The 13,718-nt window shown below is 35.7% G+C and carries 11 protein-coding genes; 5 read left to right on the top strand and 6 right to left on the bottom strand.

The window, feature by feature from the left end:
• Window position 1: 1 nt before the first annotated feature.
• The 3 genes from GOQ17_RS09290 to GOQ17_RS09300 all read right to left on the bottom strand — a co-directional run bounded on the left by GOQ17_RS09290 (window position 2) and on the right by GOQ17_RS09300 (window position 3,882).
• Entirely contained in the window at window positions 2-1,429 is a 1,428-nt protein-coding gene (locus GOQ17_RS09290; protein WP_159637062.1) for an L-serine ammonia-lyase, read from the bottom strand.
• A gap of 109 nt (window positions 1,430-1,538) precedes the next feature.
• Entirely contained in the window at window positions 1,539-3,242 is a 1,704-nt protein-coding gene (locus GOQ17_RS09295) for a glycoside hydrolase family 3 protein (protein ID WP_159637063.1), read from the bottom strand.
• A gap of 97 nt (window positions 3,243-3,339) precedes the next feature.
• Window positions 3,340-3,882: a TetR/AcrR family transcriptional regulator gene (locus tag GOQ17_RS09300; RefSeq protein ID WP_159637064.1), complete on the bottom strand. Its 543-nt coding sequence runs from the start codon at window positions 3,880-3,882 to the stop codon at window positions 3,340-3,342.
• Between the two features lie 96 nt (window positions 3,883-3,978).
• Between GOQ17_RS09300 and GOQ17_RS09305 the strand changes: the two genes are divergently transcribed.
• Window positions 3,979-6,729, top strand: a complete 2,751-nt coding sequence (locus tag GOQ17_RS09305) for an outer membrane beta-barrel protein (protein ID WP_236537109.1) — start codon at window positions 3,979-3,981, stop codon at window positions 6,727-6,729.
• Here GOQ17_RS09305 and pncA read toward each other — a convergent pair.
• On the bottom strand, window positions 6,722-7,312 hold the full coding sequence (pncA, locus tag GOQ17_RS09310; RefSeq protein ID WP_159637066.1) for a bifunctional nicotinamidase/pyrazinamidase: 591 nt from the start codon (window positions 7,310-7,312) through the stop codon (window positions 6,722-6,724). The two genes, GOQ17_RS09305 and pncA, sit on opposite strands and share 8 nt — an antisense overlap.
• 243 nt (window positions 7,313-7,555) lie before the next feature.
• On the opposite strand from pncA, the gene GOQ17_RS09315 reads away from it, so the two are divergent.
• Both GOQ17_RS09315 and GOQ17_RS09320 read left to right on the top strand, forming a co-directional pair.
• Window positions 7,556-8,920 (top strand): DUF4270 family protein, encoded by a 1,365-nt coding sequence (locus GOQ17_RS09315; protein WP_159637067.1) that lies wholly within the window; start codon window positions 7,556-7,558, stop codon window positions 8,918-8,920.
• A gap of 3 nt (window positions 8,921-8,923) precedes the next feature.
• On the top strand, window positions 8,924-9,919 hold the full coding sequence (locus tag GOQ17_RS09320) for a Kelch repeat-containing protein (RefSeq protein ID WP_159637068.1): 996 nt from the start codon (window positions 8,924-8,926) through the stop codon (window positions 9,917-9,919).
• Window positions 9,920-10,094: 175 nt separating this feature from the next.
• On the opposite strand, the gene GOQ17_RS09325 is transcribed toward GOQ17_RS09320, so the two are convergent.
• Both GOQ17_RS09325 and GOQ17_RS16595 read right to left on the bottom strand, forming a co-directional pair.
• Window positions 10,095-10,481 (bottom strand): RidA family protein, encoded by a 387-nt coding sequence (locus GOQ17_RS09325; RefSeq protein ID WP_159637070.1) that lies wholly within the window; start codon window positions 10,479-10,481, stop codon window positions 10,095-10,097.
• A 2-nt stretch (window positions 10,482-10,483) separates the two neighbouring features.
• The gene (locus GOQ17_RS16595; RefSeq protein ID WP_394350606.1) at window positions 10,484-10,600 is read right to left on the bottom strand and encodes a hypothetical protein; all 117 of its coding nucleotides are present in this window, start codon (window positions 10,598-10,600) and stop codon (window positions 10,484-10,486) included.
• Between the two features lie 76 nt (window positions 10,601-10,676).
• On the opposite strand from GOQ17_RS16595, the gene nagA reads away from it, so the two are divergent.
• Window positions 10,677-11,792, top strand: coding sequence for an N-acetylglucosamine-6-phosphate deacetylase (gene nagA / locus GOQ17_RS09330; protein WP_159637071.1), 1,116 nt, complete (start codon window positions 10,677-10,679; stop codon window positions 11,790-11,792).
• Between the two features lie 61 nt (window positions 11,793-11,853).
• Complete coding sequence (locus tag GOQ17_RS09335; protein ID WP_159637072.1) at window positions 11,854-13,488, top strand: glycoside hydrolase family 10-like protein; 1,635 nt, start codon at window positions 11,854-11,856, stop codon at window positions 13,486-13,488.
• Window positions 13,489-13,718 lie beyond the last annotated feature (230 nt).

The following is a 13,718-nucleotide window of genomic DNA, read 5'->3' on the forward strand; positions in this document are numbered from 1 at the left end:
ATTAACACTCTGGCAAACTCAACGGCACTTTGACCGCTAGACCACCATCAGCTGTTTCTTTGTATTTTACGTTCATGTCTTGGGCCGTTTCCCACATGGTACTTACGACAGCATCCAAACTAACCTTCGCTTTGTCGGGATTCGATTGCAAAGCCAATTGGGCAGCCGTAATAGCTTTTATAGCGCCCATAGTATTACGCTCGATACATGGAACTTGTACCAAACCACCAATTGGGTCACAAGTTAAACCAAGGTGATGTTCCATAGCTATTTCTGCTGCCATCAGCACTTGTCTTTGTGAACCGCCTAAACACTCGGTCAATGCGCCTGCTGCCATCGCTGAAGAAACACCGATTTCTGCTTGACAACCACCCATAGCTGCCGAAATTGTAGCTCCTTTTTTGAAAATGGATCCTATTTCGGAGGCGGTTGTAATGAATTGAATAATCTTATCGTCATTATATGCATCATAAAATGCTATATAATATTGTAGTACAGCCGGTATTACACCCGAAGCACCATTAGTTGGAGCAGTCACAACACGTCCAAAAGAGGCATTTTCTTCATTTACAGACAATGCAAAACAACTCACGCAATCCAAGATATAACCAAAGTCTTTACCTCCAGCACGGATAGCTTCAACCCAAGAGTCGTAATCTGAATATTCACGACCTTTAAGCATTCGCTTATTAAGTCTTGAGGCTCTTCTTTCAACATTTAGCCCACCAGGAAGAACTCCTTCAGTATGGCAGCCTTTATAAATACACTCTTTTATGACACGAAATATATTTAGAATGCCCTCTCTTGTTTGCTCTTCAGGACGCCATGATAATTCATTTTCCATAACCAACTCCGAGATTTTGAGACCAGTTCGCATACAAGCACTCATCAATTGTTGTGCAGTATCAATTGGGAATGGTAAATCCACTTCAGAAAGTACAGATTCAGAGTCATCTTCTTGAACAACAAATCCTCCACCTATAGAATAATATGTCTCACTAATCGCTTTGCCGTCGTTAAGAAAAGCTTGAAATGTAACGCCATTCGGATGAAAAGGCAAGCTTTGGTCAAACAAAAACAATAATTGATTGGTATACGAAAATTCTATTTCTTTTAGGGCACCTAAAACAAGTGAACTAGATGATTTGATTTGCTCAACTTTGGGCATTACTTGATTGACATCAAAAGTCACGGGATCATCACCACTTAATCCTAACAAAATCGCGATATCGGTGCCGTGTCCAACACCTGTTTTGGCTAAAGAGCCATATAAAAGAATATTTACCTGCTCTACCTTATCTAATACATCTGTATCTTTTAATTTTTGAACAAAACGTTGTGCTGCTCGCCAAGGTCCCAACGTGTGAGAACTAGACGGACCAATGCCTATCTTGAACATATCGAAAACAGAAATTTGCTCTGACGCCATAATCGCTGATAATTGAGTAAATAATTTTCCGCAAAGTTAGGATTATAAATGACAAAAAAATAGCCAAGTTGATATTTCAACTTGGCTATTTTTTTATAATTAAACGGTCTTATAGTCCTTTTCCGTAAGTGTATGTTTTGTTAATCGTTACAGGTAATTTACCTTTTGATTTGATGTCTTTCAAAAGAACTTTTACAGCAGCTCTTTGCATGAATGCTTCATTTTGATAGCCCATCACAATTGACGCACTGCGATCCACTTTTACAGAAGTTAACGCATAAGGATTTGTTAACATCACGGTGATCGTACGACGACCTGCTATTTTATCTACAAAAGCCTTCACATCATCCGAAAAGTCCAATGTAGGTCTTGGGCGAGATCTATTGTCATGGATTGCTAAAATAATTTGCTCATGATTTCTAACATCTTTTACTAAATCGCCTAATTGCGCTGCAGTCTCTTTACCAGAAATATAGATGTTTTTCACATTTGATAATCTGCCCGCCATTCCCTTTTCAAAATCTTGCGCTGCAGTGATACCTACACTTACTATAACAGTTTCTTTTTTAGTATCGAAAGATTGAATACGGCGATTTGATTTTAAAACGGTCACAGATCCATCTGCCATACGTTGAATCAAAGATTTCGTCTCTGGTCTATTAAGATCCTCATACACGCTATTGCGTCCTGCTGGAGTATATTTGTCTAATCCTAACCAAAGTTTAGCTGCCAACACTCTTTTTACGCGCGCATCAATATCTGCTTGTTTCAAACGACCATTTTGAATAGATTTCTCAACTAAAGCAATTGCACGCGCACTATTTTCTGAAAGCTCTAATAAATCATGACCAGCTTCAATTGCCAAGATGTCCGCTTCACCATCAGGGAAGTATTTAGTGACACCTTTCATATTCATGGCATCTGTTACAGTCAATCCTTGGAATCCCAAATCTCTTCTCAATAAATCAGTAACAACCTTTTTTGAAATTGATGATGGTAAATTTGGTGTGTTATCTAATGCAGGAATGTCCATATGCCCTACCATTACTGCACTAGCGCCTTGTTTGATAAGTTCTTTGAAAGGATATAATTCCAATTCTTCCAAACGTTGACGACTAAAATTTAATTTTGGCAAGTCATAATGTGAATCCACATCTGTATCACCATGACCAGGGAAATGCTTGATTGAGGCTAACACACCTCCGTCAATCATTCCTTTCATATAAGCTGCAGATTTTACAGCTACGTTTTCTTTATTGTCACCAAATGATCTGAACCCAATAACTGGATTTTTTGGGTTATTATTGATATCGACAGTTGGGGCAAAATTGAAATGAATTCCAATTCGCAAAAAGTCCTTTGCCGCATCTCTTCCCATGTCATAGATAAGAGAGTTATCTTGTAATGCTCCTAAGGTCATTTGATAAGGGAATGATTGTGTTGAATCTGGAAGACGCATGCCTAATCCCCACTCACCATCAATAGTAACTAATAATGGAACTTTAGAAACTTTTTGGTAGTTGTTGATCATATCCAAGTGACGAACTGGCCCGCCTTGAAAAACTACTAATCCCCCTAATTGCTCATTTTTTACAACTGTGCCGACAGAGTCAATGAATTTTTGTCCCAAATTGGTGTGGGCTCGAACTAGAAATAATTGACCAATACGTTCTTTTGGAGTAAGACTATTAAATACAGAGTCGACCCATTTGTGTTCACTATTAATGAATTTCACAAAATCAGGTCTTTTCTGTGCCATTGCTCCTAATGAGGTCAATAATGCTAAAGAAAAAGCTAAAATAGGTTTCAGCATAATATTTTATTTAAAGTATATAGTCACGAAAATATTATAATAATTCGATATTTCAATGTTTTTGCGAAATTGTTACAACATAACGCAAAAAAACGCATCACAATAGTTGGTATTTTTTTTCTAAAAGAAGTGCTAAATCAATTGAATTATCTATCTCCCCACTTGCTTCTTTTTTCCACAACATATCTATTACTAATAACAAATATTGTGCTTCTATTTCTGGGTTGTCATAGCCCAATTCTTTGAATGCCCGAATGATGATGGGATGAACAGGTTTCATAAATTGATCGTGTTGTGACTTTGAAAAAGGAATATGATACAATCGTTCCTGCAATTTCCAGAATAAAGGTTCTTCAGCTACTAATTTGCTGGGCAAGAATATCATATTTTTCAAAAAGTCTTTAGCGCTTTTGTAAGTCATCATTCCTCGGTGATGCTGAAGAACACGTCTATAGCCAGACTTAATAAGATGAGCTAACAGCGCATCTTTGTTTCCAAAATGTTTAAATATTAAAGCTTCAGATACACCGGCATTAGCGGCTATTTCTTTGGTAGAGGTGTCAGCATAACCATTCTTAGCAAACAAAAGGAGTGCTGCTTCCAATATCTTCTCTTTTCTACTTAACAGGGAACTCTTCATATAAACACGTACAATCAAGCAAATATATTCAATTTAAGAATAAGTTTGAAGTTTAACAGTTTTAAAGTAATATTGTATCATAGACGTTTATCTATTGTGAAACCATTTGTAAAACTAATTCTCCTATTTTTCATTTTGATAAGTACACTATCTTCTATTGCGCAGCAAAGAATAAATGGTCGTGTGATTAATAAAACTGATTCTACCGCTATAATGGGGGCAACTATTCGATTAGTCTCGACCAATCAGCATATATCTAGTGTCAAATCTACTTCTTCTGATAAGCTAGGAAGCTTCTCTTTCAATCAAGTGCCCGCTGGGGATTATAATCTAAATATCCAAGCATTGGGATTTCAACAGAAACTTTTACCAATTCGGATTGAGTCTTCTAAAAGTGAAACGTTAGCTATTAAATTGGATGCAGAAAATATCGGTATTGATGAAGTTGTTATTAGTGCTTCACCTGCGGTTCTTTTAAAGGGTGATACGATGGAATATGATGCCGGCAAATTTGTAGCAAGGGATTTTGCGGATGCAGATGAATTGGTCGCTCAAGTGCCAGGTGTGATGATAGATGAGGATGGAAATGTCACAGCACACGGTGAGCCAGTCACGCGCATCATCGTTGATGGTAAGGAATTTTTTAGTTCTGATCCGAAAGTAGCTCTCAAAAATCTGCCAGCTGATATCATAGCAAAGATTCAATTGATAGACGAGAAATCTGAGCAAGCTCGATTTTCGGGATTTGATGACGGTAAACGAAGCAAAGTAATAAATATAGTCACCAAGCCTGATAAGAAAGTTGGTTATTTTGGAAAGTCAGCTGCCAGTAAGGGCGATAGGGATAAGTTTTCGGTCAACTCATCCACCAATAGTTTCAACGGTGATAAGAAATATGCCATAAATTTTATGGCTAATAACATCAATGAAACAAATTTTGGTGAGCAAGGGCGCGGTGGTTCTCGCCGTGGCAACAATAATACGGATCGTGGATTGTCCGATACTTATGCAGCTGCTGTTACATTTAGCAATACCTATCCAAAATCCAAGATGGAGGTAAGTTCGGATTATAATTTCAATTCATCAACAACGCTTACCAATTCGCTGTCAAATATTCAATACTTATCCGAAAGGCAGGCTAACCAACTTCGAACGCAAAATCAACTTTCGGATGCAAATAATACAGAGCATACATTTGGTGGAAGGCTCAAATGGCAAATTGACTCAACAAATCGATTAGATTTTTCGCCTAATTTTAAGTACACCAATTCCGAAAGATTAAGTTCTACTGATTTTAATACAATTAATACGAATAGCAATCCTATCAACAAGTCTGCGCGTTCTTCGGATAGTGATAATAGTAATTTGAGTTATGGCGCATCTTTAACTTATATGTTGCGTTTGAAGAAGCAGGGGCGTACCGTCTCTCTCTCTGCTAGTGGTAATAAAAACACCAATGATGCCTTGGGGTTGAATCTTGCTGTGACGGAATATTATCGGAATGCATTACTCAATCGTGTTGATACCAATAATAATAAGAGCCTGACGAATGGATATGGTTCTGGATTTAACACTAGACTTTCATTTACGGAAAATTTATCCAAATTTAGTCGCTTGCAAGCGCAGTATAATTTTAGAAATACCGCTTCATATTCTAATAGGGAGACGTATGAGTTTTTGGCTGAAACGGGACAGACTGGTGAATTAAGAGATAGGCTTTCTAATGAATTCAGAAATGATTATAATTATCATGGTGCAGGACTGTCGTATATTTTTGCTGTAAAAGATTCTATACGTTTTCAAGTTGGGGTACAATATCAACATGGTATGAGGCTCAATAATCGCACTGTGCCTATCAATTTAAAAACTACAGCTGATTTCAGTAGTTTGTTGCCAGAGTTATCAGCCCGTTATAAGTTTAGACAGACCAAAGAAGTGGAATTTTCTTATAATACACAAACGAATACACCAGCTATTAGTCAGTTGCAGGATTTTATAAATAATCAAAATGAACTGCGTATTACTAACGGAAATCCTAATCTTGAACAAGAGTACGCGCATACCATGCGTGTTCAGTATAAAGACGTAAATCGAAAAACAGGAAGATCATTGACAACGAATATTTCTTTCGAATATTTACAAGATAAGATCATAAACAGTATCATACAAACGGATACAAGTATTATTTTATTTGATGATATCCGATTGGGGGCAGGTGGACAATATATTCGTCCAATAAATGCTGATGGTGCATATAATTTTCGTGTCAATAACAGCTATGGGTTTCCAATTGAAAAACTAAAGCTGAACCTCAACTTGAATACAAGATTTTATCTCAATAATGAATTGGCACAGATCAATGAATTGCCTATTAAAAACAAGACTTTTGGGTATGGACAAAGTATTGGTGTCAACTCTAAGTTCTCAAAGAAATATATTGTAGGGCTGTCATATCATATTGATGGACGCGAGACATCCAATATTATGATGCAAACAGCTACATATCATGTTACTAATCACCGATTAAATAGTAATATCTCTATTGAGCCAATTAAAAATATAGTATTGACATCAAACTTGATGTGGTTAAACAACGGAGGTATTTTGGATTATCCGAATGTAGAAACGTGGATTTGGAATGCCTCGATTGGTAAAAAACTATTTAAAAAAAATAATGGGGAAGTATCGTTAAAAGGTTTTGACTTATTAAATAAAGCACAAAATATAAGCAGAAGAGTCACAGAAAATAATATATCCGATGTGACATCAAATACATTGAATAGATATTTTTTACTTTCCTTTACATATAATCTACGAAAATTTGGGTCAACTAATCTTTTTAAATAAATAGTCCTCCTTTTTGAAGAAAAAATTCTTTTTTCTTCATATAAGAATCTTTGTCAATAGCTTTTGTTCCTTTTGAAATAATAGCGGCTTTATATCCGAGATCTAATGCATCAATAGCTGTAAAGTACACACAAAAATCAGCCGCTAATCCACAAATGTGCACTTCATTTACTCCTTTTGATTTCATAAAGCCATCTAAACCTGTATTTCTACTTTTGAGGTTGTCGAAAAATCCACTATAGCTATCAACATTTTTATCCATTCCCTTGCGAAAAATCGTTTGTACAGCATTCGTGTCTAATGCTGGAGAGAAGTCTGCTCCAGAAGTTCCTTGTACACAATGGTTGGGCCATAATGTTTGCGGGTATCCATTGCAATCAATTACATTAAATACCTCATGATTCGGATGCATCGATGCAAAACTTTTATGGTTGGCAGGATGCCAGTCTTGCGTAGCGACTACGATTTCATATTTGGATTGGATTTTATTTATCAATTCAATGATCTCGTCACCTGCAGGAACTGCTAGAGAACCGCCAGGCAAAAAGTCATTTTGAACGTCTACTATAATTAGTGCTTTCATAATATGAAGTTATAAAAATTATTGCTTACTTAAGATAATTCATGGACGGATAAATTAAAGAAAATGTGTAGCAGATGTGTGAATTTACACGTGTTTTAAAGGTGTATTTTATATGAATGCAAAGTCAGTAAAACAAAATAAATTGTTAGATTTGCACCGCGTATCTATGAACAGTAGATATTTAACATATTATAACACATTTAACAGTAGGTATTACTTACATTTGCATGTCAACTAATATATATGAGTCAATTATTACGTTTTAAATATTTATACTTTTTGTCTATTATTTCTGCCTTATCACTTTTTGCGAGTTGTAATAAAGAGATGAGCGTTTCATTAGACGAAATTGATGAAGACATTGCGGTCACTTTCATTGACTCTTTTACTGTACATACCTCGACATACCAATTAAACTATCTTCCATCTTCTGCTACAGGAAATATTTTGGTAGGAAAAGTTCGATCTAATGACTTGGGTTCAATTAAGTCGACTTCTTATCTTAGACTAGCATTAGATTCATACACAGATAATATTCCTGAGGGTGCGGTCTTTGATTCGGTGAATGTTGTGCTAAGACCTAATAATGTAAGATATTATTATGGTGATACGACACAAATACAAACCCTTTCTGTACATAAAGTAACGCAAGAAATAGTTACAACGAATATTCTTTCCTCTATTGACAGTTATAACGCTCCTGTATACGTAAATGGGCCAACAATATTTAGTGATAAGAAGTTTGCTTATGAAAGTTCGGCATTAGGTACGGGTCAATTTAGGCCTTATGTTAATTCTATAGATACGATCAGCTTAAGGTTGACTGATGAATTTGGTAAGGATCTTTTTGATAAAATAAACACTAATGATTTTAATGTAAGTAATATAGAAGCATTTCAATCTTATCTGAAAGGAATAGCTATTGTGCCAGAAGATAACAATACAGTTGTTTTAGGGTTTAATGACACATTAAATATTCACCTTAATTACTCTTATGTAGGGTCAGATGGCTTCAAGGTTACAGGAAAGAAAGTGATCAGTAATTATTCACCATCCTATCAATACAATAATGTTGAATATGATAGAACAGGTACACCATTTGAAGGATTAAGTGGCTCAAATAGAGAAATATCTTTTCAACAAGCCAACAGAAGTGCTGTTATTCAGTCAGGAACTGGGCTAGCTACAAAAATTAAAATTCCTACATTAAAGGAATTCATGTACAATGAAAACATTAGTATCAATAAAGCGGAGTTAATTATTGAAACAGAAGCTTTGGGCAGTGGAAATTATCCAGCTCCGTCTAGTTTGATGTTGATTGTATCCGATAAAAATGGATTAGCTACGAACTATGTGCCTTCACCATTCGCCAATACGATTCAACAAGCTACGTATATGCCAGGAAATGACGTAGGGCAGAATGGAAAATATATTTTTAACTTGATTGATTACATAAAAAATATTAATACAAATCGATATATTGATACGGATTTGTTGATATCAACTATTACTCCAGCGCTTTTCGGTACTGTTAATACAGCTAAGATTGCAACGGAGAATGGTAAGCCTAAGATTAAATTAAATATTGTATATACTAAATTTAGATAATTTATGAATAAGAAAAATTGGCTATGTATTGTTTTAGCCTGTGCTTTTACACTTTCAGCATTTAATTCTTGTAAAAAAGACGACGACAACGATAACACGACAGATAATGGGCCTACGGAATGGGTTAGATCATCTGCTTTTGATGGCGATCCAAGAAGTGCTGCTGCTTCATTCCAGATTGATAATAAAGGTTTTATAGCAACAGGTATTCTAACGACTAATGAAAGAACGAATGATGCTTGGATTTTTGAAAATAACGTTTGGAAACAAATAGAAGATTTCCCAGGTGTTGCGCGTAATGGTGCAGTAGGTTTTTCAATCGGTCAGAATGGTTATGTAGGATTAGGTTTTGATGGTACTGATGTATTGAAAGATTTCTACAAATATAATTCTGCCAATGGTACTTGGACTCCAATAGCGTCATTGCCTGCTAATGCAGAAGCTCGTTATGGTGCTGTAGCATTTACTTTAGGTAATTATGCTTATGTAGGTTTAGGTGCTACAAAGACACAAAAAACATTAAAAGACTTTTGGAGATATGATCCTGCTGCTGACAAATGGGAAGCAATTGGTTCTGAGTTCAAACAAAAACGTGTAAATGCTTTTGCTTTCGTAATTGGTAATAAAGCATACGTTGGTGGTGGTTTTGATAACAACCAATTCCCTGAAGATTTCTATTCTTTTGATGGAACAAAATGGACAGAAGAAACACCATTAAAAGATACTGATAACACGTACGATTTGACACGTCAAGGTGCTTCTACATTCGTGATTGGTAACTACGGTTATGTAGTAGGAGGTAAAAAAGGAGCTTCTTTAAATACAGTATGGAAATACGATCCAGCTGCTAGAAAATGGGAAAGCAAACACCAATCATTGCCTCAAAATGCAAGAGACGGTGCTGTTTCTTACTCGATTGGTGGTAAAGGTTATTTAGCTACTGGAGCTAATGGTTCTTTAAAATTTGATGATAACTGGGTATTTACTCCGGTTAGATAATTATAGATAGTTTAATACAGTACTATATTCTAGTATTGTAATGAATAGTACAATTAAAAGGGGAATAGAAACTAAGTTTCTATTCCCCTTTTAATTTAGATCCTCTAGCATTTACTGCATAAAAAAGCTGCTTTGAGCATATTATCAAAGCAGCTTTTTTGTTATTGTATTCTGATTAAGCTTTCCAAGCAATCACAGAAATCTCAACGTTTACATTTTTAGGCAATGTCTTTACAGCTACACATTCGCGAGCTGGCTGGTTCGTAGTAAAATATTGAGCGTAAATTTCGTTTACGGTTGCAAAATCGCCCATATCACTCAAAAAAATGGAAGCTTTTACTACATCTTCCAAAGCGTATCCTGCTTCTGAAAGAATTGCTTGGATATTTTTGAAAACTTGGTGAGTTTCATCTTGAACTCCAGACGTAACCAATTCCATGGTCTCTGGAATCAGAGGAATTTGACCAGATACAAATAATGTTTTATCTGCCCTTATAGCCTGATTGTAAGGGCCTATAGCTGCAGGAGCTTTTTCAGTATTAATTATTACCTTTTGTGACATGTTTATTTATCTATAAATATTTTATAAATTATTCCTAGTAAGAAGAGAATAATGGCTAAGGCATTAATCACATACATGATGCGAATTGACAAAGGTTTTTTCGTGTTTAGTTGTTTCATTTTTCTCTATTGAGCTAAGTTACAATGCTAGCGGTGTAATTACAAATTCAAAAAAGCTTTTAGTATAATTGTATATATGAAAAGCAAATTTGCCCTAACCAATGGTATTATTTTCACAGGAAATAATACCTACACGTATAAAGCCTTACTTATTGAAGGCGAAAGTATTCTTTGTGTAGTTGATGAAACAAATATTCCTGAGAGTTTTGAAAAAATTGATGTACAAGGGAAATATATAGCACCTGGCCTTATAGATTTGCAAATTTATGGCGCCGCTGGAAGCTTATTTTCTGCAGACTTGACTGTGGATTCTATTAATAGAATAGAACAAGCTTTGCTTCGTGAAGGCTGCACTTCTTTTTATCTCACCTTGGCGACAAATACTTTAGAGGTTTTTAAAGAAGCAATTGAAATTTATAAATCCACTTCGTCAGAAATTGCTCTTGGTCTTCATTTAGAAGGGCCATTTTTAAATCCTATCAAGAGAGGTGCTCATCCCGAAGAACTTATTATAGAAGCATCAGAATCAATAATGGAATATCTTTTAGCTGAAGATGAAGGTGTAGTAAAGATGATGACTATTGCTCCAGAATTGATGAGTTCGGAATGTATACAATATTTGCAACGCAAAGGTATATTAATCAGCGCAGGACATAGTAATGCCACTTATGAAGAAGCTAATGAGGCTTTCGAGTCGGGTGTGAAAACGGTTACACATTTGTGGAATGCTATGTCTCCATTACATCACCGCAATGTAGGGTTGCCTGGTGCAACATACAACCATCATTCAGTACACGCTTCCATAATTGCGGATGGTATACATGTAGACTTCGAAGCAGTTAAAATTAGTAAGGCTATGATGGGTGAAAGATTGTTTTTAATCACCGATGCGGTAACATCCTGTGATAAGGGTATCTATAAGCATATTTATAATAAAGACCATTATGTGCTTCCTAATGGAACTCTTTCGGGATCAGCAGTAAGTATGATTAAGTCTGTGGAAAATTGTGTGAGGCACATAGGCATTGCACTAGATGAAGCGATTAGGATGGCAACACTATACCCTGCTAATTTAATAAATCGCGACGATTTGGGAAGATTAGAAGAGGGTGCACTAGCTAACATTTTAGTTTTTGATGATGCATTTCGTGTGGATTCAGTCTATTTCAAAGGTCAAAAGGTAGACAAATAGCCATAATTCTTTTACACTTTAAATAATATATAATAAAACTATATCTGTAGTTTTGTATCCTATGAAAATTAATGTAATTCGTTTATTAACTTTATTAAGTCTACTTGCAGTAATTACGATTTCGTGTAAATCTCGTAAATCTAAAAATGCAAAAGTATTAGTTTCAACTACTACATCTATTAACGCGGATACGACGAAAAATGTTGTAGTTATTCCTGCTGCAAAAGTCGAATCAGTGGTTGTAGAGAAGAAAGCAGAACAAGTAAAAAAGGAAGAAAAGGTTGAAGTCCAATTACCAGAAGTTCCACGTGAGTTTCGAGCGGCTTGGATTGCGACTGTAGCAAATATAAATTGGCCATCTAAGCGTAATTTGACGACGGCTCAGCAAAAGGAAGAGGCTATCAAATTATTAGATATGCTAAAAGATAACAACTTTAATGCTGTTATTTTTCAAGTTCGTCCGTCAGCTGATGCATTATATGACAGTAAATTTGAGCCATGGTCTTATTTCTTGAATGGAGAAATAGGAAAAAGACCGGAGCCATATTATGATCCTTTGGAATTTTGGGTAGAGGAAGCCCACAAACGTGGCTTAGAATTGCATGTTTGGTTGAATCCGTATAGAGCGCATCATACCAATGGTGGTGAAGTTACTTCGAAATCTATGGCAAGAACAGCCTCTGATTATGTAGTTCGTCTGAAAAATGGCATGTACTGGTTTGATCCAGCGGATCAACGTACGCAAGATCATGCATCTCGTGTGGTAAATGATATCGTAAAACGTTATGATATCGATGGTGTACACTTTGATGATTATTTCTATCCATATGCAAGTTACAATGGTGGAGCGGATTTTCCTGATAGCAAGACTTGGAATATCTATAAGTCTAACGATGGGGAATTGACTCGTGGAGATTGGAGAAGATCGCACGTCAACAATTTTATTGAGCGTATTTATAAAGAAATAAAAGCAGAAAAGCCATTTGTAAAATTTGGATTAAGCCCATTTGGAATTTGGAAGCCAGGTTATCCAGCTGGTGTAACAGGTTCTTCACAATATGATGAATTGTATGCAGATGCTAAATTGTGGTTGAATAAAGGTTGGATTGATTATTTTACACCGCAATTGTATTGGCCTATTGAACCAGCAAAACAAAGTTTTACGGCATTGTTGAAATGGTGGGAGTCGGAAAATACTTTCGGAAGACATCTTTGGCCTGGTTTGAATACCGTAGAAGTAAAATCAGCGCACAAACCGACAGAAATCGTCAACCAAATCAATGCGACGCGTGCCATTGTGCCTAAAAGTCCGGGTGTAGTACATTGGAGTATTGCAGGTTTAACTAAAAATGCCGAAATGTTGCCAGCGTTATCAAATGGTCCTTATAAAGAGAAATCATTGGTGCCGAAGTCTCCTTGGCTTAAAGCAAACCCATTATTGGCTCCGACGTTATTAATAACTCCAGAACAAGGTAAAATTTTTGCTAAATGGTTGCATCAACAGCCAGAGCAGGTAAGACACTTTATTATCTATGCAAAATACGGTGATGCTTGGGAATGGGATATTGTAGAAAATCATATTTCAGCTAAAGAATTCCCACAAATCAAAAACGGCAGAAAGTTGACAGTCATTGCGGTGAAAGCTGTGGATCGTCTAGGAAATGAAAGCGCGTACGAGGCAAAAAATGTAAAATAATTACTAAAATATCATTATAAAAAAGGGTCAGAATTTTAGAGGGCACTGAAAAATTTTCTATTTTTTTAAGAGACTTAAACAAATGACTGAGTATAGTATTAAGCTTACTCAGTCATTTTTGTTTAAGGGATTTCTGAAAGATTGTTTATTAATGGTCCTTATTGTAAGTTTAGTCAATAAGGATATGCTATTTGGCTATTATCATCCCAATTTGAGATTTTTAAAGCTAA

The sequence above is a fragment of the Sphingobacterium composti genome (genome assembly GCF_009829075.1).
Lineage (GTDB): Bacteria > Bacteroidota > Bacteroidia > Sphingobacteriales > Sphingobacteriaceae > Sphingobacterium > Sphingobacterium composti.